Annotated in this window: 23 protein-coding genes and 1 pseudogene; 18 read left to right on the forward strand and 6 right to left on the reverse strand. The window is 72.4% G+C overall.

Annotated elements, in window-relative coordinates:
• Positions 1 to 58 precede the first annotated feature (58 nt).
• The 8 genes from AB8A24_RS11375 to AB8A24_RS11410 all read left to right on the forward strand — a co-directional run bounded on the left by AB8A24_RS11375 (position 59) and on the right by AB8A24_RS11410 (position 7,699).
• The gene (locus AB8A24_RS11375; RefSeq protein WP_369475452.1) at positions 59 to 1,234 is read left to right on the forward strand and encodes an NAD(P)/FAD-dependent oxidoreductase; all 1,176 of its coding nucleotides are present in this window, start codon (positions 59 to 61) and stop codon (positions 1,232 to 1,234) included.
• Positions 1,234 to 1,545 carry a (2Fe-2S)-binding protein gene (locus tag AB8A24_RS11380; RefSeq protein ID WP_328961201.1) on the forward strand — a complete coding sequence of 104 codons (312 nt, stop codon included), beginning with the start codon at positions 1,234 to 1,236 and terminating at the stop codon, positions 1,543 to 1,545. The genes AB8A24_RS11375 and AB8A24_RS11380 overlap by 1 nt, the downstream gene beginning before the upstream one ends.
• Complete coding sequence (locus AB8A24_RS11385) at positions 1,526 to 2,950, forward strand: NAD(P)/FAD-dependent oxidoreductase (RefSeq protein ID WP_369475453.1); 1,425 nt, start codon at positions 1,526 to 1,528, stop codon at positions 2,948 to 2,950. Before AB8A24_RS11380 ends, AB8A24_RS11385 begins: the two co-directional genes overlap by 20 nt.
• A gap of 75 nt (positions 2,951 to 3,025) precedes the next feature.
• Positions 3,026 to 3,940 (forward strand): dihydrodipicolinate synthase family protein, encoded by a 915-nt coding sequence (locus AB8A24_RS11390; RefSeq protein WP_328961199.1) that lies wholly within the window; start codon positions 3,026 to 3,028, stop codon positions 3,938 to 3,940.
• 18 nt (positions 3,941 to 3,958) lie between these two features.
• Entirely contained in the window at positions 3,959 to 4,963 is a 1,005-nt protein-coding gene (locus AB8A24_RS11395; protein ID WP_369475454.1) for a proline racemase family protein, read from the forward strand.
• Positions 4,960 to 5,979: a proline racemase family protein gene (locus AB8A24_RS11400; protein ID WP_369475455.1), complete on the forward strand. Its 1,020-nt coding sequence runs from the start codon at positions 4,960 to 4,962 to the stop codon at positions 5,977 to 5,979. The genes AB8A24_RS11395 and AB8A24_RS11400 overlap by 4 nt, the downstream gene beginning before the upstream one ends.
• A complete protein-coding gene (locus AB8A24_RS11405) occupies positions 5,976 to 6,917 on the forward strand; it encodes an ornithine cyclodeaminase family protein (protein ID WP_369475456.1) in 942 nt (313 codons plus the stop codon). The genes AB8A24_RS11400 and AB8A24_RS11405 overlap by 4 nt, the downstream gene beginning before the upstream one ends.
• A gap of 71 nt (positions 6,918 to 6,988) precedes the next feature.
• Complete coding sequence (locus AB8A24_RS11410; protein WP_328961195.1) at positions 6,989 to 7,699, forward strand: GntR family transcriptional regulator; 711 nt, start codon at positions 6,989 to 6,991, stop codon at positions 7,697 to 7,699.
• Positions 7,700 to 7,753: 54 nt separating this feature from the next.
• Here the strand turns inward: AB8A24_RS11410 and AB8A24_RS11415 are convergent, their stop codons facing one another.
• A complete protein-coding gene (locus AB8A24_RS11415) occupies positions 7,754 to 9,676 on the reverse strand; it encodes a bifunctional metallophosphatase/5'-nucleotidase (protein ID WP_328965822.1) in 1,923 nt (640 codons plus the stop codon).
• Between the two features lie 274 nt (positions 9,677 to 9,950).
• On the opposite strand from AB8A24_RS11415, the gene AB8A24_RS11420 reads away from it, so the two are divergent.
• From AB8A24_RS11420 to AB8A24_RS11445, 6 genes are all read left to right on the forward strand, one after another.
• Entirely contained in the window at positions 9,951 to 11,693 is a 1,743-nt protein-coding gene (locus AB8A24_RS11420; RefSeq protein ID WP_369475457.1) for an ABC transporter substrate-binding protein, read from the forward strand.
• A gap of 23 nt (positions 11,694 to 11,716) precedes the next feature.
• Positions 11,717 to 12,715, forward strand: coding sequence for an ABC transporter permease (locus tag AB8A24_RS11425; protein ID WP_369475458.1), 999 nt, complete (start codon positions 11,717 to 11,719; stop codon positions 12,713 to 12,715).
• Entirely contained in the window at positions 12,712 to 13,698 is a 987-nt protein-coding gene (locus AB8A24_RS11430) for an ABC transporter permease (RefSeq protein ID WP_328961192.1), read from the forward strand. Before AB8A24_RS11425 ends, AB8A24_RS11430 begins: the two co-directional genes overlap by 4 nt.
• Positions 13,698 to 14,708, forward strand: a complete 1,011-nt coding sequence (locus tag AB8A24_RS11435) for an ABC transporter ATP-binding protein (RefSeq protein ID WP_266378265.1) — start codon at positions 13,698 to 13,700, stop codon at positions 14,706 to 14,708. The genes AB8A24_RS11430 and AB8A24_RS11435 overlap by 1 nt, the downstream gene beginning before the upstream one ends.
• Positions 14,705 to 15,685: an oligopeptide/dipeptide ABC transporter ATP-binding protein gene (locus AB8A24_RS11440; RefSeq protein ID WP_328961191.1), complete on the forward strand. Its 981-nt coding sequence runs from the start codon at positions 14,705 to 14,707 to the stop codon at positions 15,683 to 15,685. The genes AB8A24_RS11435 and AB8A24_RS11440 overlap by 4 nt, the downstream gene beginning before the upstream one ends.
• 144 nt (positions 15,686 to 15,829) lie before the next feature.
• Entirely contained in the window at positions 15,830 to 16,153 is a 324-nt protein-coding gene (locus tag AB8A24_RS11445) for a hypothetical protein (RefSeq protein ID WP_369475459.1), read from the forward strand.
• Positions 16,154 to 16,219: 66 nt separating this feature from the next.
• On the opposite strand, the gene AB8A24_RS11450 is transcribed toward AB8A24_RS11445, so the two are convergent.
• Complete coding sequence (locus tag AB8A24_RS11450) at positions 16,220 to 18,286, reverse strand: prolyl oligopeptidase family serine peptidase (protein WP_369475460.1); 2,067 nt, start codon at positions 18,284 to 18,286, stop codon at positions 16,220 to 16,222.
• 83 nt (positions 18,287 to 18,369) lie between these two features.
• Here AB8A24_RS11450 and AB8A24_RS11455 point away from each other — a divergent pair, with 83 nt between their 5' ends.
• Positions 18,370 to 19,923 (forward strand): MFS transporter, encoded by a 1,554-nt coding sequence (locus tag AB8A24_RS11455; RefSeq protein WP_369475461.1) that lies wholly within the window; start codon positions 18,370 to 18,372, stop codon positions 19,921 to 19,923.
• A 36-nt stretch (positions 19,924 to 19,959) separates the two neighbouring features.
• On the opposite strand, the gene AB8A24_RS11460 is transcribed toward AB8A24_RS11455, so the two are convergent.
• On the reverse strand, positions 19,960 to 20,469 hold the full coding sequence (locus tag AB8A24_RS11460) for an FBP domain-containing protein (protein WP_328965821.1): 510 nt from the start codon (positions 20,467 to 20,469) through the stop codon (positions 19,960 to 19,962).
• A 186-nt stretch (positions 20,470 to 20,655) separates the two neighbouring features.
• Between AB8A24_RS11460 and AB8A24_RS11465 the strand changes: the two genes are divergently transcribed.
• Together AB8A24_RS11465 and AB8A24_RS11470 are read left to right on the forward strand one after the other, a co-directional pair.
• Positions 20,656 to 21,108: a carboxypeptidase regulatory-like domain-containing protein gene (locus AB8A24_RS11465; RefSeq protein WP_328961187.1), complete on the forward strand. Its 453-nt coding sequence runs from the start codon at positions 20,656 to 20,658 to the stop codon at positions 21,106 to 21,108.
• 10 nt (positions 21,109 to 21,118) lie between these two features.
• Positions 21,119 to 21,238 (forward strand): annotated as a pseudogene (locus tag AB8A24_RS11470) (IS5/IS1182 family transposase); the annotation flags it as partial.
• A 37-nt stretch (positions 21,239 to 21,275) separates the two neighbouring features.
• Here AB8A24_RS11470 and AB8A24_RS11475 read toward each other — a convergent pair.
• Both AB8A24_RS11475 and AB8A24_RS11480 read right to left on the reverse strand, forming a co-directional pair.
• Complete coding sequence (locus AB8A24_RS11475; protein WP_369475462.1) at positions 21,276 to 22,691, reverse strand: cytochrome P450; 1,416 nt, start codon at positions 22,689 to 22,691, stop codon at positions 21,276 to 21,278.
• 244 nt (positions 22,692 to 22,935) lie between these two features.
• On the reverse strand, positions 22,936 to 23,457 hold the full coding sequence (locus tag AB8A24_RS11480) for a hypothetical protein (RefSeq protein WP_369475463.1): 522 nt from the start codon (positions 23,455 to 23,457) through the stop codon (positions 22,936 to 22,938).
• Between the two features lie 238 nt (positions 23,458 to 23,695).
• Between AB8A24_RS11480 and hisS the strand changes: the two genes are divergently transcribed.
• The gene (gene hisS, locus AB8A24_RS11485; RefSeq protein WP_369475464.1) at positions 23,696 to 25,021 is read left to right on the forward strand and encodes a histidine--tRNA ligase; all 1,326 of its coding nucleotides are present in this window, start codon (positions 23,696 to 23,698) and stop codon (positions 25,019 to 25,021) included.
• 46 nt (positions 25,022 to 25,067) lie between these two features.
• On the opposite strand, the gene AB8A24_RS11490 is transcribed toward hisS, so the two are convergent.
• Positions 25,068 to 25,352, reverse strand: coding sequence for a DUF6087 family protein (locus AB8A24_RS11490; RefSeq protein ID WP_369475465.1), 285 nt, complete (start codon positions 25,350 to 25,352; stop codon positions 25,068 to 25,070).
• Positions 25,353 to 25,368: the final 16 nt, after the last annotated feature.

Consider the following 25,368-nt stretch of genomic DNA (forward strand, 5'->3'; position numbering starts at 1 on the left):
GGTGCGGGACCGGTCCGGGCGTCTGGGCAGGCCCTAAAGAATGTGACATATTACTGCCGTGCTCAAGAGACACTCCCTGGACGCCGTGATCATCGGCGCCGGCGTCGTCGGGGCGGCCTGCGCCTACTACGCGGCCCGCGCCGGACTCTCCGTCGCCGTGGTCGACCGGGGCCCCGTGGCGGGCGGTACCACCGGCGCCGGCGAAGGCAACCTGCTGGTCTCCGACAAGGAGGCCGGACCCGAACTCGACCTCGCCCTGTTGTCCACCCAGCTGTGGACCGAACTCGCCGCGGTCCTCCCGCGGGAGATGGAGTACGAGCCCAAGGGCGGGCTCGTCGTCGCCCCCGACGAGACCACCGTGAAGGCCCTGCGGCACTTCTCGCAGGGTCAGCGCGCGGCCGGCGTCGACGCGGTCGAGGTGGCGGCGGACGCCCTGCACGACCTGGAGCCCCACCTGGCCCCCGGCCTGGCGGGCGGATTCCACTACCCGCAGGACGCCCAGGTCCAGCCCGCCCAGGCGGCGGCCCGGCTGCTGGCCGCCTCACGCGCCCGGGTGCACCTCGGCGAGGAGGTGACACAGATCCTGCTGGAGGGGGGTGCCGTACGCGGGGTGCGCACGGCGCGCCGCGAACTCCTGGCCCCGGCCGTGGTGAACGCGGCCGGCACCTGGGGCGGCCACATCGCCTCCCTGGCCGGGGTCACCCTGCCCGTCCTCCCGCGCCGCGGCTTCGTCCTGGTGACCGAACCCCTGCCGAGGGTGGTCCGGCACAAGGTCTACGCCGCCGACTACATCGCGGACGTCGCCAGCGGCTCCGCGGCCCTGCAGTCCTCGGCGGTGGTCGAGGGCACCCCGTCCGGCCCGGTCCTGATCGGCGCCACCCGGGAGCGGGTCGGCTTCGACCGCACCCTCTCGACGGAGGCCCTGCGTCGTCTGGCCGGTCAGGCCGCGGCACTCTTCCCCGTGTTGGCCGACGTCCGGGTGATGCGCGCCTATCACGGCTTCCGCCCCTACCTGCCCGACCACCTCCCGGCGATCGGCCCGGACCCGCGGCGCCCCGGACTGCTGCACGCCTGCGGACACGAGGGCGCGGGCATCGGCCTGGCACCCGCCACCGGAGCGCTGATCGCCGCCGCCCTGACGGGGGCCGAACCGCCGCTCTCCCCGCACCCGTTCCGCCCGGACCGCTTCGCCGCGGCGCCGCTCGGCCCCGACACTCCCGAGGAGCAGCACTGATGCGCAGCCCCCGCTCGCTGGTCGGCGGCAGCCCGGCAGCCGCGCACGAGATCACCTTCGACGGCCGGGAACTGCCCGCCCTGCCCGGCCAGAGCATCGCCGCCGTGCTCTGGGGCGCGGGCATCCTCGCCTGGCGGACCACCCGGGAGGGCGGGGCCCCGCGCGGCGCGTTCTGCGGGATCGGCAGCTGCTACGACTGCCTCATCACGGTCAACGGCCGCCCGAACCAGCGCGCCTGCCTGGTCCCGGCCCGGCCGGGGGACTCCGTCACCACCCAGGAGGGAACCGGCCATGCCGACCTCGCCGTCTGAACCCGCCGCCCCCGCTGCTGCCGGGCTCGTCGACCTGGCCGTCGTCGGGGCCGGCCCGGCCGGTCTCGCCGCCGCCGTCACGGCCGCCCGCCTCGGGCTGCGGGTCACCCTCCTCGACGCGGGCGACCGCCCCGGCGGGCAGTTCTACCGTCACCCCGCCCCGGGTCTGGGCGCGGCCCGCCCCGAGGCCCTGCACCACGGCTGGGCCGCGTTCGCGACCCGCGAAGCCGCCCTGCGCGCCCACGAGTCGGCCGGCCGGATCACCCACCTCGCGGGCCACCACGTCTGGTCGGTGCTCCCGCACGAGGGCGCCTGGATCCTGCACGCCGTCGCCGGTCACGCCCCCGAGGAGGAAGCCGCCGCCGTCACGGCCCGGGCGGTGCTCATCGCCACCGGTGCCTACGAGCGGCAACTGCCCTTCCCTGGCTGGACCCTGCCCGGTGTGGTCGGGGCCGGCGGGGCGCAGGCCATGCTCAAGGGTGGGCTGGTGCTGCCGGGCGAGCGGGTCGTCGTCGCCGGGAGCGGGCCGCTGCTGCTGGCCGTGGCCGGGTCGCTCGCCGCCGCCGGAGCCACCGTGCCCGCCGTGGTGGAGGCCGCCGCCTACACCGCGTACGCCGGCCAGGTCCCCGCCCTGCTGCGTAACCCCGGCAAGCTCGTCGAGGCGGCCGGCTACGGCGGCGCGCTGGCCCGCCACCACGTCCGGCTGCTCACCCGGCACGCCGTCACCGAGGCGCACGGCACCGACCGGGTCGAGGCCGTCACCGTGGCCCGGCTCGACCGGGACTGGCGGCCGCTGCCCGGCACCGCCCGGCGGATCCCCTGCGACGCCCTCGCCGTCGGCCACGGGCTGGTGCCCCAACTGGAGCTGGCCACCGGCCTCGGTTGCGAGACCCGCCCGTCCCCCGACGGCACCGTCGCCCTCGTCCTCGACGCCGAGCAGCGGACCTCCGTCCCCGGCATCTGGTCGGCGGGCGAGACCGGTGGCATCGGCGGAGCCCAACTGGCCATGACCGAGGGCGAACTGGCCGCGCACTCCGTCGCGGGCGCACCGCCCGGGGCGCGCCTCGTCCGCCGCCGCGCCCGGCTGCGGGCCTTCGCCGACGCGATGGCCGCCGCCCACCGTCCCGGCGAGGGGTGGACCGGTTGGCTCCGGGACGACGCCGTCGTCTGCCGCTGCGAGGAGGTACCGGCCGGGCGGATCCGCGAGGCGGCCGACGACCTCGGGGCGCGGGACGCCCGTACGGTCAAACTCCTCACCCGCGCCGGCATGGGCTGGTGCCAGGGCCGGATGTGCGGCCCGGCCGTCGCGGCCCTGGCCGGGGAGGAGCCCGCGCCCGACCGGCGGCCGCTGTCCTGTCCGGTTCCGCTGCGCCACCTCGCCGAACTTCCGCCCGCCACGCACTGATCGGGGCGCCAGGGCCCTTGTGGCCGCACCGCACCCGCTAGTAAAATGTCACACACCACACTAGGGAGCTCTCACATGACCCACGCGCACACCCCCGCGCCCCGTACCCGTCCCTGGCACGGAATCATGGTCGCCACCGCGCTCCCGCTGCGCGAGGACCTCACCGTCGACCACGACGCGTACGCCGAACACGTGGCCTGGCTGATCGCCAACGGCTGCGACGGCGTCGTCCCCAACGGCTCCCTCGGGGAGTACCAGACCCTCACCGACGAGGAGCGGGCGCGTGTCGTGCGTACCGCCGTCGAGGCGGCGGGCGACGGGAGCCGCGTCATGCCCGGCGTCGCCGCCTACGGGAGCGCCGAGGCCCGCCGCTGGGCCGACCAGGCCGCCGAGGCCGGCGCCGGCTCCGTCCTCCTGCTGCCCCCCAACGCCTTCCGGGCCGACGAGGACGCCGTACGCGCCCACTACGCCGAGGTCGCCCGCGCCGGGCTGCCCGTCGTCGCGTACAACAACCCCATCGACACCAAGGTGGACCTGACCCCGGACCTGCTCGCCCGGCTGTACGCCGACGGCTCCATCGTCGCCGTCAAGGAGTTCAGCGGGGACGTGCGCCGCGCGTACGAGATCGCCGAGCTCGCCCCCGGCCTCGACCTGCTCATCGGCGCCGACGACGTCCTCCTCGAACTCGCCCTCGCGGGCGCCGTCGGCTGGATCGCCGGCTACCCCAACGCCCTCCCGAACTCCTGCGCCCAGCTCTACCGGGCCGCGGTCGCCGGGGACCTGGAGACCGCCCTGCCGCTCTACAAGTCCCTGCACTCGCTGCTGCGCTGGGACTCCAAGACCGAGTTCGTCCAGGCCATCAAGCTCTCCATGGACCTCGCCGGGCGCCCCGGCGGCGCCACCCGCCCGCCCCGCTTCCCGCTCACCGGCGAGATCGAGGCCGCCGTCCGCGCCGCCACCGAGAAGGCCCTCGCCGAGGGCCTCAACTAGTCACCGGGGGAACCGCACATGCGCACGCGTCACGTCTACCACGCGGTGGACTCGCACACCGAGGGCATGCCGACCCGGGTGGTCACCGGGGGAGTCGGGGTGATCCCCGGCGCCACCATGGCCGAGAAGCGGCTCCACTTCATCGAGCACATGGACCACGTCCGGACCCTGCTCATGTACGAGCCGCGCGGGCACTCCGCGATGAGCGGCGCCATCCTGCAGCCCCCGACCCGCCCGGACGCCGACTACGGCGTCCTCTACATCGAGGTGTCGGGCCTGCTCCCCATGTGCGGGCACGGCACCATCGGGGTCGCCACCGTCCTCGTCGAGACCGGCATGGTCCCGGTCGTCGAGCCGGTCACCACCGTCCGGCTCGACACCCCGGCCGGGCTGGTGAGCGTCGACGTCCGGGTCGAGGACGGGGCGGCCACCGCCGTCACCCTCACCAACGTGCCCTCCTTCAGCGTCGGCCTGGACCTCAAGGCCGAGGTCCCCGGCTTCGGCACGATCACCTACGACCTGGCCTACGGCGGCAACTTCTACGCCTTCGTCGAACTCGACGCCCTGGGGCTGCCCTTCGACCGGGCCCGCAAGGAAGACCTGATCGCCGCCGGGCTCGCGGTGATGGACGCGATCAACGCCGGTCCGGACCGGCCCGTCCACCCCGAGAACCCCTCCATCGCCGGGGTCAAGCACGTCTACCTCGCCGCCCCCGGCTCCGACGCCCACCGCTCCCGGCACGCCATGGCCATCCACCCCGGCTGGTTCGACCGCTCGCCCTGCGGTACGGGGACCAGCGCGCGGATGGCCCAGCTGCACGCCCGCGGCCTGCTGGAACTCGACACGGACTTCGTCAACGAGTCCTTCATCAGCACCGAGTTCACCGGCCGGCTCATCGCGCAGACGACCGTCGGCGGGCTCCCGGCCGTGGTCCCCACCGTCACCGGCCGGGCCTGGATCACCGGCACCGCCCAGTACTTCCTCGACCCGACCGACCCCTTCCCCGGAGGTTTCCTCCTGTGATCGCCGTCCGCACGGTGGACTACCACACCGCCGGCGAGCCCTTCCGGATCGTCGACAGCGCCGCGCCGGGCATGCCGCCGGTCCCCGGGGACACCGTCGCGGAGCGCTGCGCCACGGTCATCGGCCCAGGAGGCTCCGGAACCGCTCCGCGCCGGGGTGCGCTGGACGACGTACGGCGCCTGCTCGTGCAGGAGCCGCGCGGGCACGCCGGGATGTACGGGGGGTTCGTGGTCCCGGCCGACGACGACGGGGCCCATTTCGGCGTGCTGTTCTGGCACAAGGACGGCTACTCCACCGCCTGCGGCCACGGCACCATGGCCCTCGGGGCCTGGGCCGTGGACACCGGCCGGGTCGCCGCCCCGGACGACGGGGACGCCCCGGTGCGCATCGACGTACCGTCCGGGCGGGTCACCGCCACCGTCCACCGCGCCGGGGGCCGCACCACCGGGGTCACCTTCCGCAACGTCCCGGCGGTGGTGGGTGCGCGCAAGGTGCCCGTCGCCACCTCGTTCGGGCTCGCCGAGGTGGACATCGCGCACGCCGGGGCCTGTTACGCCGCGGTCCGCGCGCGCGACCTCGGCCTGGACGTCTCGCGGGCGGCGCTGCCCGCCCTGGTGCGGGCCGGACAGGAGGTCCGGGCGGCGCTGGCCACCCACCCCGACACCTGGCACCCGGACGGCCCGCTGCTCTCCGGCGTCTACGGGGTGATCCTGTACGAGGAGCTGCCCGACACCCCCTTCGGGCCGCACCAGCGCAACGTCACCGTGTTCGCCGACGGGCAGATCGACCGCTCGCCCTGCGGCTCCGGAACCTCGACGCGGCTCGCGCTGCTGGCGCAGGACGGGCGGCTCGGCCCGGGGGAGGACCTGCTGCACGAGTCGGTCACGGGCACGGTGTTCACGGGGCGGATGGCGGCCGACGGGGTCACCGAGGTCACCGGCACCGCCCACCGCACCGGCGCACACACCTTCGTGGTGGACCCGCACGACGCGCTCGGTACCGGATTCCTGCTGTGACGGGCATCCCCCAGCTCGGGGCGGGACGGATGGCGGACCTGATCGGTCCGGCGGCGGCCGCCGACGCCGTGGCCGCCGCCCTGCTCGGCGGCCTCGACCCGGAGAGCTGCCCGCCGCGTTCCGCGATCGAGGTGCCCGGCGGGGGCGAACTGCTGCTGATGCCGGCCGCGTCCGGCACGTACGCCGGGGTGAAGATCGCCGGGGTCGCGCCGGGCAACCAGGCCCGCGGGCTGCCCCGGATCACCGGCTCCTACCTCCTGCTGGACGGGCCGACCCTGCGCCCGCTGGCCCTGCTCGACGGTGCGGCGCTGACCACCCTGCGCACCCCGGCGGTCTCCGCCCTGGCGCTGCGTCACCTGGCGCCGGGGGGTCGCCCGCTGCGTCTGGTGCTCTTCGGCTCGGGGCCGCAGGCGTACGGGCACCTGGAAGCGACCCTGGCCGTACGGGAGTTGGTCGAGGTGGTGGTGGTCGCCCGGGACCGCGGGCGGGCGGAGGAGCTCGCCGCGTACGCCCGCACCCTGGGCCCGGCCGCCCGGACCGGCACCCCGAAGGAGGTGGCCGACGCCGATCTGGTGATCTGCTGCACCACGGCCCGGGAGCCGCTCTTCGACGGGCGCCTGGTCGGGCCGGGCGCCACCGTCGTCGCGGTCGGGTCGCACGAGCCGACGGCCCGGGAGACGGACACCGCCCTTGTGCGACGGGCGGCGGTGTACGTGGAGTCCCGGGCGGCGGCCCTGCGCGAGGCGGGGGACCTCCTGGTCCCGGAGGCCGAGGGTGCCATCGGACCCGGCCATATCAGCGGCACCCTCGCCGATCTGGTCGGCGGCCGGATCCCGGCGGGCGGGCCGCGGAGTTGTCCACAGCTCTTCAAGAGTGTGGGCATGGCCTGGGAAGATCTCGCTGTGGCGGTCGCGCTGTACGAGGCCGCCGGAGTGTGAGCAGCGCAACGTGACATTGTACGCTGTTCCTCTCCTCGTCGGTGGTGTACGGGGGTCTCGGAGGAAAAGCAATGGGTGACCTGAAGCAGCACAGTCTCATCAAGGCCCAGGAACGCCTCCGCGACCAGGTCGGCCACGCCCTGCGGGCCGCGCTGATAGCGGGTGAGCTGCGCCCCGGCAGCGTCTACTCCGCACCGGGCCTCGCGGCCGAACTCGGCGTCTCGGCCACCCCCGTCCGCGAGGCCATGCTCGACCTGGCCCGGGAAGGGCTGGTCGAACCGGTCCGCAACAAGGGCTTCCGGATCACCGAGGTCAGCGAGCGCGACCTGGACCAGTTCACCGAACTGCGCACGATGATCGAGGTACCGACCATCGGCCGGATCACGAAGATCGCCACCGCCGAGCAACTGGAGGCGCTGCGCCCCGTCGCCGAGGAGATCGTCACCAGCGCGCGCGAGCACAACCTCATCGGCTACCTGGAGGCCGACCGCCGCTTCCACCTCTCCCTGTTGGCCCTCGCGGGCAACGACCGGCTGGTGGAGACGGTCGGCGACCTGCGCAAGCGGTCCCGGCTCTACGGCCTGACCGGCCTGGACGAGGCCGGCAAGCTGGTCTCCTCGGCGGAGGAGCACATCGAGCTGCTCGACCTGATGCTGAGCGGCGACGCCGAGGCGGCGCAGGAGTGCATGCTCCGCCACCTCGGCCACGTGCGCTCCCTCTGGGCCCAGGGCCGCGACGAACCGGTCGGCCGCACCCCGGGAGTCCTCGGTTCGGGCCTTTAGATCTGCGGCGGTGGGGACGGGCGCCGCGACGGCCTCCGTGCGACCGGCGGCGGATCAGCAGGGCGCGCGGCCCGCGTCGCGGGCCGGCTGCGGCCGGTCCGCCGAGATGATCGCCGCCTCCGGGCGCGGTACCGGGGTGCCGTCGGGCAGGAGCAGCACCGGTGGGTCCACCACGGTGCCCACCGCGCCCGCCGTGCTGCTCGCGGCCGCCGCGGTGACCCGCCCCCGGGGCTGCGGGGAGAGCACCGCCGTCTCCCGCACGTACGCCACGAAGCTCTCGAAGTCCCGTTGGTGCCGGTAGGGCTCCTCGAACTCGGAGAGGGCCGGATAGCCGTCGCTCGCGAGGAGCGTGTACGAGGGCGCCGCGAGCCGGTAGCGGCGGCCGAGGTCCAGCGCGACGCCGTCGACGAAGACGTCGGCGGGGTGCACCCGGTCCCCGACCGGGCCCCGGGCGTCGAAGCTGTAGCGCACGTTCCGGGAGACGGCGAGCGGCGCGAAGCGCAGCTCGCCGGCCTCCGTCGTCGTCCACTGCTCCTCCAGCGCGTCGTGGATCCGCTGTCCGCCGACCCACGCGCTGACGATCGGATCGCCGAACCCGATGGCCCGCCAGGCACTGCCGAAGGTGACGGCGCCGCCCGAGGCCGGGTCGAGGACGAGGTCACCGGCGATGACCGCCTGGCCGACCCGGGGTGCCGCGGCGACCACGGCGAGCTCGGCCGGGACGTTGGGGTGGATGTTGGCGTCGTTCTCGGGATCGGTGGGCCTGCTGCCCGCCCACAGCGCCCAGTCGGCGGCCAGGTTGCCCATGGTGCTCTCGCCGGCCGTGTTCCGGGCGCGCAGGAACGAGCCGGTCTGCCGTCCGATCGGGGTCCGGTCGCGCTCGGCCGCCTGCCCCGCCCAGTAGGTGACGACCTCCCGCAGCTCCGGATGAGGTGCGATGTCACGGGTGTTGGGATGGTTGGTGGAGACGGTCAGTTCCCGGATCACCCGGCCGGTGAGCGGGTCGAGCCGCAGGTTGATCTCGTTGATGACCTGGCCGTAGCAGCCGGCCTCGACGAACGGGCGGGGGACGCCGTTCGGGTCGGGGACCATCATGTTGAACCGGGTGTGCCAGTGCCCGGTGACGATCGCGTCGATGTCCGGGGAGACCCGCAGCGCGAGGTCGAGGGCCGGCCCCGAAGGGTCGACGCCGCTGTTGAAGTCGGCTCCCGCCACCGCCCCGTCGTGCAGGCTGAGCACGATCGCGTTCACACCCTGGCTCTTGAGCAGCGCGGCGTAGCGGTCGGCGGTGGCGACGTCGTCGAGGGTGGCGAGGCCCGGCTGGAAGGAGCCGGGGAAGCGCTCGCTGCCCACGGCGGTGAGGTGGATGAACCCGATGGGCAGCTCCCGGCCGTCGGCGGTGCGTACCCGCTCGATGTTGTAGGCGGGCAGGACCGTCCGCCCGTCCTGTCCCCGGACGAGGTTGGCGCTGTAGTAGCGGAAGTCGGCGCCGTGGAAGCGCAGGCCGGCGGAGTCGGTGAAGGAGGTGTCGCGGCCCTCGACCGGGAAGGGGATGCCCTGCTCCATGTGGCGCTGGAGCATGGCGGGCGACTTGTCGAACTCGTGGTTGCCGGCCGTCGCGAAGTCGAGCCCCATGCGGTTCAGGGCCTCGATCGTCGGCTCGTCGGCGAAGGCCGCGGCGTCGAACTCCCAGCCGGAGAAGGCGTCTCCCGGGGTGAAGAAGAGGGAGTTGGGGTGCCCGTCGCGGAGCCGTTCGAGGTGCGCGGCCATGTACGCGACGCCACCGACGGTGTAGCCGATGCCGCCGTTGCCGACGATGACGGAGTTGCTGCCGGGTGCGCCCTGCAGGAAGCCGTGCAGGTCGGTGATGTCGAGGAGCTGGACATCGACGTACTCGACGGCCGTGGCGGCGTCCCGGGCGGCGTCGGTGGCCCGTGCGGGGACTCCGAGCGCGAAGGTCGCCGCCGCGGCGCCCATCGCGGTGAGGAACTCCCGCCGTCCCGGTTCCCGCCGTCCCGGCTCCCGTCGCGCCGTGTTCCGCCGCCCTGAACTCCTGCTCCGCTGCGTGGCCTTGGCCGTGGTGATCACATCGGGCATGTTCTCGCCCGCCGGGTGGGCTGTCGTGCCGACGCGCCGCCCGGCCGTTTTGGACACGGCTGGATAACGGCGGCCCCCACCCCTTGTCAGTGCAATTTCACATTACTATGTTACCGGTCACATCCTAGAGCGCGGCCCTTCACTGGAGTGACCCATGACCAAGCGCACCCAACTCGCCCTCGCCACCGCCCTGGTGGCAGCTCTCGCACTCGGCGCCTCGGGCTGCTCCGACACCAAGAAGGGCTCCGCCGGCTCGGGCGGTTCCAACCCCGCCGCCGCCAACGACGGCAAGATCCTCGGCGGGACCCCGGTCAAGGGCGGCACCCTCACCGTCCTGTCCAACCAGGACTTCGCGCACCTCGACCCCGCCCGCAACTGGACCATGCCGACCATGGACTTCGGCACCCGGCTGCTCTACCGCACGCTCGTCACCTTCAAGGCCGAGCCCGGCAAGGCCGGCAGCGAGCTGGTCCCCGACCTCGCCACCGACCTCGGCACCTCCTCCAACGGCGGCCGCACCTGGACCTTCACCCTCAAGGAGGGCGTGAAGTACGAGGACGGCAGCCCGGTCAAGGCCCAGGACATCAAGTACAACGTCGAGCGCTCCTTCAGCCCCGACCTCACCGGCGGCCCCGACTACGCCGCCCAGTACCTGGCCGGGACCGAGGGCTACAAGGGTCCGCTCCAAGGGCAGCACCTGGACTCCGTCAAGACCCCTGACGACCGCACCATCGTCTTCGAACTGAAGCGCCCGGTCGCCGAGTTCTCCGCGACCGCGACCCTGCCGACCTTCGCCCCCGTGCCCCGGTCCCAGGAGAAGGGCACCCAGTACGACGCCCGCCCGTTCTCCTCCGGCCCGTACAAGATCGAGTCGTACGACCGCGACAAGAAGCTGGTCCTCGTCCGCAACGAGCACTGGAACCCGGCCACCGACACCGTCCGCAAGGCCTACCCCGACAGGTTCGTCGTCGTCATGGGCCTCAAGGGCGGCCAGATCGACGACCGGATCATCGCCGGCGAGGGCGCCGACGCCTCCACCGTCCAGTACGCCGACATGCGGCCCGAGAGCGCCCCCAAGGTGCTGCCCAAGCCGGAGGTCAAGGCCCGGCTGCTCGCCGAGTCCCAGGGCTGCACGGAGATGCTCCACCTGAACAACTCCCGCGCCCCCTTCGACGACCCGAAGGTCCGCGAGGCCATGCAGTACGCCGTCGACAAGGAGGCCGTCATCACCGCGGGCGGCGGCCCGGCCCTCAACGAGATCGCCACCGCCTACCTGCCCCCGGCCCTCTCCGGCGGCAAGCAGGCCGACATCCTGAAGATCGCCCCGGCCGGCGACCCGGCCAAGGCCAAGGAACTCCTCAAGGCCGCCGGCAAGGAGACCCTCAAGGTGTCCCTCTCGGTCTCCACCGGTGACAAGGGCAAGGCGGAAGCCATCCAGCAGGGCCTGTCCCGCGCCGGCATCGAGGTCGTCATCGACACCGTCGACCCGGGCGCCTACTACGACGTCATCGGCGACCTCTCCACCACCCCCGACATGACCCTCACCGGCTGGTGTCCCGACTACCCCTCCGGCTCCACCTGGATCCCGTTCGTCTTCGACGGACGCACCATCAAGGAGAAGGGCAACCAGGGCAACTACAGCCAGTTCCGCGACGAGGCGACCATCAAGCGGATCGACGAGATCAACGCCATGGCCGACGCCAAGGAGGCCAACCAGGCCTGGATCGACCTCGACGCCGCCCTGATGGCCAAGTCCCCGAACGTCCCGCTCCTCCTGGAGCGCAAGCCGCTCCTCGTCGGCACCAACATCGCCGGCGCCTTCGGCCACCCCGTGTGGACCGGCACCATCGACTACGGGACCGTCGGGCTCAAGGACCCCGCGAAGAGCCAGGGCTGAGGCCCCGAAGGATCCCCGCAGCCATGACCACCACCCCGTCCACCGCCGCGTCGGACACATCCGCGGCGTCGGCCACGTCCGCCGCGGCCGGTCCGGCCGGTCCGGAGGTGAAGGAGGTCCCCCCGGGGAGCAGCCCCTGGCAGCTCGCCCGGCGGGAGCTCCGCCGCCGCCCCGCCGTCCGCGTCAGCCTCGGCGTCGTCCTCCTCTTCGTCCTGATGGCCGTCACCGCCCCCTGGCTGGGCGCCCTCGGCGGATGGTCCCCGAACGAGTTCGACAAGACCGCCGTCGACCCCTACCTCGGGGGCCAGCCGCTCGGCGCCCTCGGCGGGATCAGCCCCGAGCACTGGCTCGGAGTCGAACCCGTCACCGGCCGCGACCTGTTCGCCCGCGTGATCAACGGCGCCCAGGTCTCCCTCCTGATCGCCTTCGCCGCCACCGCCATCGTGGTCGTCGCCGGTACCGCCGCCGGGATCGCCGCCGGCTACTTCGGCGGCCGCACCGACACGATCCTGTCCCGGCTCATGGACCTGACCATGTCCTTCCCCTCGCTGATCTTCATGATCGCGATGCTGTCCGTGGCCAAGGACGTCAACCGGATCGTCCTCATGACCACCGTCATCGGGGTCTTCGGCTGGCCCGGCGTCGCCCGCGTGGTCCGCGGCCAGACCCTGTCCCTCAAACACCGCGAGTACGTCGACGCCGCCCGCGTCGGCGGTTCCGGACCCTGGCGGATCCTGACCCGCGACATCCTCCCGGGCGTCTCCGGCCCGGTCATCGCCTACACCACCCTGCTGATCCCCGGAATGATCAGCACCGAGGCCGCCCTCAGCTACCTCGGCGTCGGCGTCCGCCCGCCCACCCCCTCCTGGGGCCAGATGATCGCCGAGTCCGTGGCCTACTACGAGACCGACCCCATGTACTTCGTCATCCCCAGCGTCTTCCTCTTCCTCGCCGTGCTCGCCTTCACCCTGCTCGGCGACGCCCTGCGCGACATCCTCGACCCGAGGGGCGGCCGCAGTTGATCCTCTACTTCGCCCGCCGGCTGCTCGCCCTCCTCGGCGTGCTCCTCGCCATCGCCGCCGTCACCTTCCTCATCTTCTACGTGCTGCCCGCCGACCCGGCCGCGGCCGCCTGCGGCAAGACCTGCAGCGCCGAGCGCCTGGCCGACGTACGCACGTACCTGGGCCTCGACCAGCCCCTGTGGCGGCAGTTCACCGACTTCCTCACCGGCATCTTCACCGGCCGCACCCTCGGCACCGGCCAGTACGCCGTCGACTGCGACTTCCCCTGCCTGGGCTACAGCTACGAGAACTCGCTGCCCGTGTGGGACCTGCTGATGGACCGGCTTCCGGTCTCCGCCTCCCTCGCCGTCGGCGCCGCCGTGCTGTGGCTGCTCCTCGGGCTCGGCGCCGGGGTCACCGCCGCCCTGCGCAAGGACACCGCCACCGACAAGGCCCTGATGGTCGGCGCCGTCGCCGCTGCCTCCCTGCCCGTGTACTTCACCTCCGTGATGCTCATCTACGGCGTCATCCGCGTCGCCGGCCTCCTGCCCTACCCCACCTACCAGGCCTTCGGCGACAACCCGCTCGCCTGGGCCACCAACCTGACCCTGCCCTGGATCGCCCTCGCCCTGCTCTACGCCGCCATGTACGCGCGGCAGAGCCGCGGCTCGATGATCGAGGCGATGGCCGAGCCGTACATCCGTACCGCCCGCGCCAAGGGCATGCCCGAGCGCACGGTCGTCGTCAAACACGGGCTGCGCTCCGGCATGACCCCGATCCTCACCATCTTCGGCATGGACCTCGGCGGACTGCTCGCCGGCGCCGTCATCACCGAGTCCATCTTCGGACTCCCCGGCATCGGGCGGCTGTTCTACGGCGCCCTGGTCAACTCCGACCAGCCCGTGGTCCTCGGCGTCACGCTGCTCGCCGCCTTCTTCATCGTCGTCGCCAACCTGCTCGTCGACCTCCTGTACGCCGTCATCGACCCGAGAGTGAGGTACTGATGGCAGCCGACACCGCCGCTCCGCTCCTCGCCGTACGCGATCTGCGCGTCACCTTCACCACCGAGCGGGGGACCGTACGGGCCGTCGACTCGATCGGCTTCACCGTCGAGGCCGGCCGCACCCTCGGCATCGTCGGCGAGTCCGGCTCCGGCAAGTCCGTCACCTCGCTCGCCGTCATGGGCCTGCACCGCGGCCCGGTCGAGGTCAGCGGCTCCGTGGCGCTGGCCGGACGGGAGCTGACCGGGCTCCCGGAACGGGAACTGTCCAAGGTCCGCGGCCGCAAGATGGCCATGATCTTCCAGGACCCGCTCTCCAGCCTGCACCCCTACTACACGGTCGGCGAGCAGATCGCCGAGCACTTCCGGGTGCACTTCAAGGCCGGTCGGGCCGCCGCCCGCAAACGCGCCGTCGACATGCTCGGCGAGGTCGGCATCCCCGAACCGGCCCGACGCGCCGGGGAGTACCCGCACCAGTTCTCCGGCGGCATGCGCCAGCGCGCCATGATCGCCATGGCCCTGGCCTGCGAGCCCGACCTGCTGATCGCCGACGAGCCGACCACCGCCCTGGACGTCACCGTGCAGGCGCAGATCCTGGAACTGATCGCCCGGCTCCAGCAGGAGCGCGGCCTCGGCGTCGTGATGATCACCCACGACCTGGGCGTCGTCGCCCGCGTCGCCCACGAGGTGCTCGTCATGTACGGCGGCCGCGCCGCCGAACAGGCCCCGGCCGACGACCTGTTCGCCGACCCCGCCCACCCCTACACCCGGGGCCTGCTCGACTCGCTGCCCCGCCTCGACACCGCCGACGACGTCCCCCTGCCCTTCATCCCCGGCTCCCCGCCCTCCCTGCTCGCGCCCGCCCCCGGCTGCGCCTTCGCCCCGCGCTGCCCGCGGGCCGCCGCGCGCTGCGTCGACGTACGGCCGGAGCCGGCGGCGTACGGGGACGGCCCCGCGCGGACCGTGGCCTGCCACTTCGCCGGGGACCGCACCGCCCAGGAGGCGGCCCGATGACCGAGACCGCCACGCCACTGCTGTCCGTACAGGACCTCACCATGACCTTCCCCGGCCGACGATCCGTGACCGGGCGCCGGGGGGCGCCCGTGCGCGCCGTCGACGGGGTCTCCTTCGACCTGGCGGCCGGGCAGACCCTGGGCCTGGTCGGGGAGTCGGGCTGCGGGAAGTCCACCACCGGCCGCATGCTGGTACGGCTGCTGGAGCCCACCGCGGGCCGGGTCGCCTTCGACGGCAAGGACATCAGCCGCCTCTCGCCGTCCGCCATGCGCCCGCTGCGCAAGCACATCCAGATGGTCTTCCAGGACCCGCACTCGTCCCTCAACCCGCGCCAGACCGTGGCCCGGATCATTTCCGACCCGCTGCTGGTGCAGGGCTGGAGCGCGGGGGACGCCCGCCGTCGGGCCGCCGATCTGATGGAGCTCGTCGGACTGATCCCGGAGCACATCGACCGCTATCCGCACGAGTTCTCCGGCGGCCAGGCCCAGCGCATCGGCATCGCCCGCTCGCTGTCCACCAGCCCCCGCCTGATCGTCGCCGACGAGCCGGTCTCCGCGCTGGACGTCTCCGTTCAGGCGCAGATCGTCAACCTGATGGAACGGCTGCGGGCCGAACTCGGCCTCGCCTACGTGTTCATCGCGCACGACCTGTCGGTGGTCAAGCGGGTCAGCGACCGGGTCGCCGTCATGTACCTCGGCAGGATCGTCGAGATCGGGGACAAGAAGTCCCTCTACGAGAACCCGCAGCACCCGTACACCCGGGCGCTGCTGTCCGCCGTACCGCTGCCCGACCCGGCGGCGGAACGGCGGCGGGAGCGGATCGTGCTGCTCGGCGACCCGCCGAGCCCGGCCGCTCCACCCCCGGGCTGCACCTTCCACCCGCGCTGCCCCAAGGCCCAGCCGATCTGCCGCACCGACCGCCCGACGCTGCGCCCCGCCGCCTCCCGCGAGGTGGCCTGCCACTTCCCTGGTGACTGACGGGGACCCAAGGGAAGCGGCGGTGCCCCGGAGACAAAGGCGTCTTCGGGGCACCGCCGTACGGCGCGGACACCCCACCCGCTCCCGCGGAGGCGCTCGGCTACGCTCCCGAGAACGACATCGAGGAAGTGAGGCGCGCGCCGCATGGCCGATCAGCGGATATCGGGGAGCATCCTGCGCGGGCCGGTGGTGACGGTCGCGTCGGCGGTCCTCCTGTTGCTGCTGCACGCCGGGGCGGGCTTCTTCGTCCTCGGTGCGCTGCTCACCGAGTCCGAGGGGTCGTGGGACCGTACGGTCACGGACACGGCGCGGCTGTGGGCCGTGCTCGGCCTGGCGGTGGAGCTGCCGGCCGTCGCCGTGACGGCGGCCTGTGTGGCGGTGGGCAGGCTGCGGCGCTGGTGGTACGCGCCGGCGGCGGCCCTGGTGCTCACCGCCCTGGCCCGGATGGTCTTCGCCCCGCGGCCCTGACCGGCCGGCCGGCCTGCCGGGCACGCCCCGCCGGCGCGGCGGCCTGCGGGGTGCGGGGGGCAGCGCTCAGGCCAGTTCCCGGCGGAAGAACTCCAGCTCCAGCGCCATCAGCTTCTCCCGGGTGCCGCCCGGGGTCATGTGGGTGACCCCGGGGAGGGCCAGGAGCTGGTGCGGGCGGCCCGCGTCCGTCAGCGCCTGTGAGAGTCGCAGGGTGTGGGACGGGTGGACGTTGTCGTCGGCCAGGCCCGTGATCAGCAGCAGGGGGCGGGACAGTTTCGGTGCGTCGGGGATGAGGGAGTCCCGCTCGTACGCGTCGGCAGACGGGGGCTGGTCCTGCGGGAGGCCCAGATACCGCTCGGTGTACGCCGTGTCGTAGTGCCGGAAGTCGGTCGGCGCGGCGCCGGCGGCCGCCGCGTGGAAGACGTCCGGGCGGCGCAGCACGGCCATGGCCGAGAGGTAGCCGCCGTACGACCAGCCGCGCACCCCGACCCGGCCGAGGTCGAGGTCGGTGTGGCGGGCGGCGACCGCGTGCAGCGCCGCGACCTGGTCGTCGAGGGTGACCTCGGAGAAGCCCCGGTACATGGCGTGCGTGTAGGCGGGGGAGACGTACGGGGTCCCGCGGTTGTCGATGGTGACCACCGCGAAGCCCTGGTCGGCCCACCACTGGCGGTGCTGGCGGCGGCGCTGGTCGGCGGTGATGTCCTGCATGCCGGGGCCGCCGTAGCCGTCGACCAGGACGGGCAGCCGCCGGCCGGGCACGTGGTCGCGGGGCAGCACGAGGGCGGTGGGGATGCCGCGCTCGGTGACCCGTTCCAGGATCGCGTCCACCCGGTAGGGCAGCGGCTCGGACAGGTCGGCGGGGGTGAACTCCCGCCCGTCGGGGGTGCGTACGGTGCGCCGTACCCCGTCGGCGTCGGCGGTGGTCAGCAGCAGGGTCCCGGCGGACGCGGACACGGTGTGCACGCCGGGTCCGTCGGCGACCGGGGTCAGCTCCCGGGTGTTCGGGTCCAGCAGCAGCACCTGCTGCTCGGACGGGTCGCGCAGGCCCGCCTCGATCAGCAGTCGGCTCTCGTGGACCCCGGCCACGGCACGGACCTGGATCCCGTCCCCGGTGAGCAGTTCGCCGTCCACCGCGAGGGCGCGGGCGGCGCCGTCCGGGGTGTCGGCGCAGGTCAGCATCCGCCCGTCGGCGAGGCGGGCCGGGGTGCCGGGGACCAGCGGGTCCACCCACTGCGGGTGCGTGGTGCGGGACAGCTCCCGGGTGCGGCCGGTGAGCGGGTCGGCGGAGAGCAGCAAGACGTTCTGCTGGAGCCGGTCCTGGACGGTCAGCAGGATCTCGGTCCCGGACTCCCAGCCCGCGTCGGAGACGTACGGGTAGGTGTCGGCGTCCCAGTCGAGCCGTACCCGGGTCCCGTCCTCACCGAGCACCCACAGCTGGACGTCGGCGTTGGGCCCGCCCGCCTCGGGGTAGGCGAAGTCCTCGGCGGGCCGCTCCGGGTGCGCCGGGTCGGCGAACCAGCGCCGCTGAAGGGCGGATTCGTCGACCCGGGCGGCCAGCAGGGTGACCCCGTCCGGGGACCACCAGTGGCCCCGGGGGCGGCCCAGCTCCTCGGCGGCGGCGAATTCGGCGAGGCCCCAGCGGGCCCCGTCGTCGGGGCTGATCCGGCCGCCCGGGGCGACGTACAGGACGTCGTCGGCGACGTACGCGGTGCGCGAGCCGTCGGCGTTGGGCCGCGGGTCCAGCGCGGGCCCGGCGGCCGGGATCTCCTTGGGGGTGCCGGCGCCGCCCGCGGCGACCTCGAAGAGCCGCCCGTACAGCGCGAGGACGGCGTGCAGGCCGTCGCCGGAGAGGGCGTACGAGCCGATTCCGGCGGCGACGAGCCGGGTCCGCTCGCGCAGCCGGCGCTCGGCCTCGGGGAGCGGGCCGGGTACGGGGCACAGTTCGCGGGGATCGGCGAGCCGGGTCTCGGCGCCGGTGGTGGTGTCCAGCACCCAGAGCGAGTCGAAGGCGTCGGTGGGGCCCGTCGACCGGAGGAACCAGAGCAGTCGGCCGTCGTCCCCGAAGGAGAAGGCGCGCGGGGCGCCGTAGGTGAAGCGGGCCGTGCTCGCGGAGAGCCTGAGGAAGTCATCCATGATCGTAGTGTGACATGTGAAATGTCACCATTACTAGGCTGTTCGAGTGGTGACCCCAGAGGCGCGGGCTTAGCGTCGAAAAGGTGGATCCGAACCCAACGCCGAGCAACAGCGGGACCGAAGGCAAGGTCCAGGGAAGCGGCAGCGGACTCGCCCTGTTCGTGATCGCCTCCTGCCAACTCATGGTGGTTCTCGACATCACGATCGTGAACATCGCGCTGCCACACATCCAGACCGCCCTCGGCTTCTCGACCGAGAGCCTTTCCTGGGTCGTCAACGCCTACACCCTCGCGTTCGGCGGACTGCTGCTCCTCGGCGGCCGCACCGGCGACATCCTCGGCCGCAAACGCGTCTTCATCTTCGGCGTCCTGCTCTTCGGGCTCGCCTCGCTCCTCGGCGGACTCGCCCAGAACGAGGGCCAACTGATGGCCGCACGGGCCCTCCAGGGCGTCGGCGGCGCCATCGCCTCGCCGACCTCCCTCGCCCTGATCACCACCACCTTCCGCGAAGGCCCGGCCCGCAACCGGGCGTTCGGCGTGTTCGCCGGAGTCTCGGCCGCCGGCGGTGCGATCGGCCTCCTCGCGGGCGGCATCCTCGTCGAATGGCTCGACTGGCGCTGGGTGCTCTTCGTCAACGTCCCCATCGCCATCGTGATCGCCGTGCTGGCCACGAAGGTCCTGCACGAATCCGAACGCCACCCGGGACACTTCGACTTCGCCGGCGCGCTGCTGTCCACCCTGGGCATGGTCTCGCTCGTCTACGGCTTCATCCGGGCGTCCCAGGAGGGCTGGCGCGACCCCATCACCCTCGGCTCCTTCGGCGCCGCCGTGGTCCTGCTGACCCTCTTCATCCTCAACGAACGGCGCTCGCCGCAGCCGATCACCCCGCTGCACATGTTCGCCGACCGTAACCGGGCCGGGACCTACGGCATCATGCTCATGCTCGCCTGCGCGATCTTCGGCATGTTCTTCTTCCTGACCCTCTTCGTGCAGATCGTGCTGGGCTTCAGCCCGATCCAGGCCGGCCTCGCCTTCCTGCCGGTCAGTGCCGTGATCGCGGTGGGCGCCGCGATCACCGCGAAACTGCTGCCGAAGTTCGGCCCCAAGCCCTTCATGGTCACCGGCGCGCTGTCCTCGGCGGCCGGCCTCGCCTGGCTGACGCAGACCGACGTGGACTCGACGTACCTCGGCAGCATCCTGGGCCCGATGCTCCTCTTCGCCTTCGGCATGGGCCTGCAGTTCGTCTCGCTGACGCTGATGGCCCTGTCCAACGTCTCCGACCGGGAGTCGGGCGCGGCGTCCGGCCTGCTGAACACGATGCAGCAGGTGGGCGGCTCGCTGGGCCTGTCGATCCTGGTGACCGTCTTCGGCACGGCGAGCCGCAACGAGGCCAAGCAGCAGATACCGGAGTTCCTCAGCACCGCCGGCCCGGTGCAGAAGGCCTTTTTCCAGCGCACCGGGCAACTCCCGAAACCGTGGGGCGACCAGGTCCTCACCTCGGGCATCAGCGCCGCCTTCGTCGTGGCGTCCCTGTTCACCCTGGTCGGAGCGCTGATCGCGCTGTTCGTCATCCAGGTCCGCCCCTCGGACCTCGCCCGCCTCCAGGGCAACCACACGCCGGCGGCGGACCGGACCTGAGGGCCGGGAGCGGGGCTCGGGTGCACCGCTGCAGCGCTAGACGGCTGTGACGCGGGCCGCGAAGGCGTTCAGGTTGTCGGACATGCGGGCGAGCCGCTCGTCCAGGGTCAGGGACTCCTCGTACTGTCCGGCGCGCAGCTTCGCCTGGCGCTTGCCGCGTACGTACAGGGGGCAGGCGAGGTCCGCGCAGATGTACGTGCCGACCGTGTTGCCCTCACGGCCGCGGGCGCCGGCCAGCGGTGCGGCGAGCAGGGTGACCCCGGAGGAGGCGTGGCCCGTCAGGCAGATCTGACACAGGCTGGACTTCACCACGCTGGTGCGGCCGACGGCCGGTACGCGCAGCGAGATCCCCAGCGGACCGGCGCCGTCCTCCCGGGGCAGCACGAGATGGGCCCGCAGGGGCGCTCCCGGATCCACCCAGCCCAGGAAGTCCAGGTCCTTCCAGGGGAGTTCGGCGAAGTCGAGCGGCAGGCGCAGCCGCGCCGCCTCGCCCTTGGTGCAGTTCACGAAGGACGAACGGATCTGTTTCTCGGTGAGAGGTTCCACGGGCATCGACCCTATTACCTGCCTTGACCTGCCCGCATCCCGTATATCCGTGACAAGACACTGCCTGCGGACACCCGCTAGGGGCGGTCTTGCCGGAACCGGTCCGACTGGCGGGGGCGGTGGGGCCCGGACAGACTGGATTGCAGGGGTGGTCTCCAGCGGTGGTCCGACCGGGAGGAGACCCGGATGTTCGGGCAAGTGCGAGCAGTTTCCGACAAGAGTCCGATCTTCATGATCAAGGTCAGCGTCTATCGCAGTGACCTCTCGGAGATCGATCACGTCTTCACCGACGAAGAGGGCCGGTACAGCGTGGCAATCGCCGCAGGTGAAACGGTCACCGTACGGTTCGACACGCACCACTCCCTCACCAATGCCAGGGATTGGCAGCCGTCGGTGGTCGTGAACGTGATCACCAGTGACGAGACCCCGTTGGACCGCTCTCTGCTTCCCACGGGTCAGGATCACGGCGCGGCGGGGAACATGGACGCGCTGAACGGCTATGTGATCGCCGCGGCCGTGCACGAGGTCGAGGAGTACGCCCCTACGGCCGCGTACCGCCTCTCGATGCTCAAGCAGCACAGCCTGGTGCTCAACAGTCTCCAGCAGCGGCTCCTGGACCACTTCAGCGAACCGGCCTAGAGCGTGTCCGGATGCGATCGGCGAAGTCGACCGGTCGATCGTCTGCGTCGACTCGACGATCGTGCGGGCCCGCGGCCTTCCCCTCGCGTTCACACTCACCGGCGGGAACGTCAACGACTGCACTCAGTTCGCGACTATGGCTCCCCAACTGGCATTGCGGACACGCCTTAGGGGGTGTCCAGGCGACGGATCCGGCAGCGCGCCGGCCCGGTCGTCCGCAGGGTGATCCCGGCGCCGACCGGGATCTCGGTGTCCACGGCCTCGAACTCGTAGGCCCGCAGGATCATCGCCAGCGCGATCACCGATTCCAGCATGGAGAAGTGCTGCCCGATGCAGGCGCGCGGTCCCCCACCGAAGGGGAACCACGCGTACCGCGGCCGCCCCGCCTCCGCCTCGGGCGTGAAGCGCTCGGGGTCGAAGCGGTCCGGGTCCGGCCAGTACACGGGATGGCGGTGCGTCACCCAGGGCGCCAGGATCACGTCCGCGCCGGCGGGGACGGTGTGCTCCCCGATCCGGGTGGCGGCGACGGCCTTGCGCCCGATGACCGGCGCGGCCGGATACAGCCGCATGGCCTCCTTGAGGACCTGGGTGAGGTACGGGAGCCGCTCCAGGTCGGCGGCCTCGGGCGTACGGTCGCCCAGCACGCGGGAGACCTCCGCGCGGGCCCGGTCCTGCTGCTCGGGGTGGAGGGACAGCAGGTGCAGGGCGAAACAGAGGGAGGTGGCGGTCGTCTCGTGCCCGGCGAGCAGGAAGATCAACACCTGGTCGCGCAGCTCGGAGGCGTCGAACTCCCCGTCGTCCGAGCTCTTGGCGGCGGCGAGCAGCGTCAGCAGGTCCTCGCCGGGGGCCCCCGCTCCGGCCCCGGCGCCGCCGCGCCGCCGCTCCGCGATGATCCGGTCGCACACCCCGTAGAGCTCGTCCAACGCGGCGGCGGCCCGCCGGTTGCCGGGGGTGGGCCAGTGGCGCGGGATGTTGGCGGGGGAGTAGCCGCGGCGCAGCACGTACTCGGTGATGACCGGAAAACATGCGGTCACGACATCGGCGGTGGCCTCGACATCGGTGCCGAAGAGGATGCGCGCGACGGCCCGCAGGGCGAGGTGCGCCATCTCGTCGGAGACGTCGACGACGCCGTCGAGGGCATCTCCCCAGGCGTCGATGACGGAACGGGTCTCGGCGGCGATTGCCTCGGCGTAACCGTCCACGCGGCGGCGCGTGAACAGCGGCTGCACGAGCCGGCGCTGGCGCAGGTAGTCCTCGTCCTGGCTGGTCAGCAGCCCGTTGCCGAAGGACTCCCGGACCTCCTGGTAGAAGCGGTTGTCCTTGCGGAAGCGGGCCGCGTCGGAGGCGAGCACCTGCTGCGCGCCCGCGGGGGAGAAGACGCAGTACAACTCGGCACGCACCCCGGGCGGACCGGCCGTGATCCGCACCAGGTCGCCGTGCTGGTGCTGGGCCCGCAGATAGGTCCCGAGGGAGTCGGACCTCAGGTCGAGGAGCGAGCCGAGCAACGGCATCCCCGCCGGTCCGGGAACCTCCGTACCCGCACCCGTACCTGTGTCCACGTTCGAGTTCACATCCACCGCCATGGCCCCCGCCCCCTTCGTCCTACGGAAGCCCGATTCTGCCGCCCCGTGCCCCGCCTGGCGAGGACACGGGCCCATCGGGCCGCACAGTGGCCTGATCGCGGCCCCGCCGGCGTGGCGATCACCGGGGGTGTGGCCGCACCGGACAGGGTCACCGTTCGTGTTGTCCCCCGAGGGACCCCGCCGGGAGGGGTGGCCGACGAACTCCCCCCTTTCCCCCGCTCGGGCCGCGAAGGACCGGGGGCGGTCAGTAGCCCCAGCGCTGGCCCACGCTGTCGTCGTCGCGGCAGTGGATCGTGCGTCCGCCGGCGTCCCGCCCGGACGTGCCGACATCGGCCTTCCGGCATATCTGACCGGCCCTGTAGCAGTTGCCGGCGTTGGAGCGGGGGTAGCAGTCGGCGGTTGCCTTGGTGGGCTCGGGCGCGGGTGCCTGGGTGCGGGTCCGGGTGGGGGCCGGCGGGGCGGGGGCGGCCTTGGTGGGCGCCGGCGCCTTGGTGGTGGGCGGCGCGGCGACCGGGGCCGGAAGGGTCGGCGCCGCCGTGGTGGGTTCGGCGCTCGGGGTCGCACCGGTACTGGCGCTCGGACTGGCCGCCACGGAGGGGCTGGGGCTCGGGGTCGCGCCGGTGGTGGCGGCGGCGCTGGTACCGGGGGTGCTGGTCGGCGCGGCCGGGTCGCAGGCGGCGAGCGACAGAACGGCGGCGAGGACGACGAGGGCGCCTCTGTAGCGCTTCTTCATCGCGTTGGTTCTGCTGCGGGGCGGGATGTTCATCGGTAACTCCTGGGTCGTGAGTGCTCCTTGAGCGGCGCTCAAGATACCCAGAAGGTTGAATTCGATACCAGTGTTGACGAGAGGTGGGACGGAGGAGAGGTTCGACGGGTCGGCGTCGGTGGCGCCGTTTCAAGTCGGTTGATGACGCACCGGATTGTGTAAGACGCTGGTCGCCGGCGTTCGGGTGGGTCCGTGACTCGACCGTCGAACAGCTCACAGCGAAGAGAGAGTGCCACCGATGAACGAATCTCCACCGGTCCGACCTGTTCCCGTCGGCGGATTTCCCGAATGGCTCCCTGAAATCCGGATGGTCGAGCAGAAATGGCTCGATCTCATTCGGTCGGGTTTCGAGAGATATGGGTTCTGTTCGATCGAGACGCCTTCGGTCGAGCCCCTTTCCGTACTCACCGCCAAGGGTGAGACCTCCAACGAGGTGTACGCGCTGCGCAGGCTCCAGGAAGATGCCGGCGACACCGGTGACTCCCGGATCGGGCTCCACTTCGATCTGACGGTGCCGTTCGCGCGCTACACGGCCCAGCACTTCAACGAGCTCGTGTTCCCGTTCAAGCGCTATCAGATACAGCGAGTATGGCGCGGCGAGCGGGCTCAGGACGGGCGATTCCGTGAATTCACGCAGTGTGACATCGACGTGATCAACGTCGACCACCTGCCGGCGTACTTCGATGCCGAGCTGCCGCGCGTGATCCACGAGATCCTGACCGGCCTGAATCTGCCCGCGTGGACCATCGACATCAACAACCGGAAGGTCCTCCAGGGGTTTTACGAAGGGCTCGGTATCGACGATCCGTCGGCCGTGATCCGTGCCGTCGACAAGCTGGACAAGGTCGGCCCGGAGGGCGTCGCGAAGATTCTTTCCGACGAAGTCGGTCTGTCCGCACGGACCGTGGATTCCTGCCTCGCGCTCGCCCGGACGCGGGGCACCGGCTCGGCCGTCGTGGAGGACGTCAAGGCCTTGGGCGTGACGTCCGAACTCCTCACCGAAGGTCTCGGCGAGCTGAGTCACGTACTGGATTCCCTCGACGATCTACCGGCCGGCAGTGTCGTCGCCGACCTCTCGATCGCCCGCGGGCTCGACTACTACACGGGAACGGTCTACGAGGGAAAGTTCGTCGACTGGCCGAACTACGGGAGCATCTGTTCCGGCGGGCGCTACGAGAACCTGGCCGGATCCTTCATCCGGCGCAGGCTCCCGGGCGTGGGAATGTCGATCGGACTGACGCGCATCTTCGCCAAACTCCTGGCGGAGGGGCTGCTGGAAACCACCGCGAAGTGCCCCAGCGACGTACTCGTGGTCGTCCCGCGGGACGAACGCCGCAACGAGGCCGAGGCCACGGCGGCGCGCCTTCGCGGGCGGGGGCTGAACGTCGAGCTCTACCACCAGGCCGACAAGGTGGCCAAGCAGGTCCGCTACGCGTCCCGGAAGGGCATCCCGTTCGTCTGGTTCCCGCCGTTCGAGGAGGGGGCGGCGCACGAGGTGAAGAATCTGGCGACGGGCGAGCAGCTGGCGTCCGACCCCACGACCTGGCTCCCGGCCCCGCGCTGACGGCGTCACGCCCCGACCGATGCCGACTCCCGCCGGTCTGTGAACGTCACGCCCGCGGCTTCCGGTGCCCGCCTCCCCGCTTCCCCGGCGCCGGCTGTTCCTGGGGTCGGGATCGGGGCGCGGGGTGGAGCGGGCGGCAGGCCGCCGCGTAGTCGTCGACCACGGTCACCGTCACCCACTGGAACCCGTCCCGCGCATGTCCAGATGCGGATGTAGTGCACATAGCGAACACTGAGTGAGGCGCAGCTTCAACACGGCCACGACCGGTGACGGTTCCGTGTCGTGGTCGACGTGCGGGCAGGCGGGACATGCCCGGTCCTCTTGCGCCCATCGTGGCCGCGATCGGC

It is taken from the genome of Streptomyces sp. BF23-19 (genome assembly GCF_041106355.1).
GTDB classification, from domain to species: domain Bacteria; phylum Actinomycetota; class Actinomycetes; order Streptomycetales; family Streptomycetaceae; genus Streptomyces; species Streptomyces virginiae_A.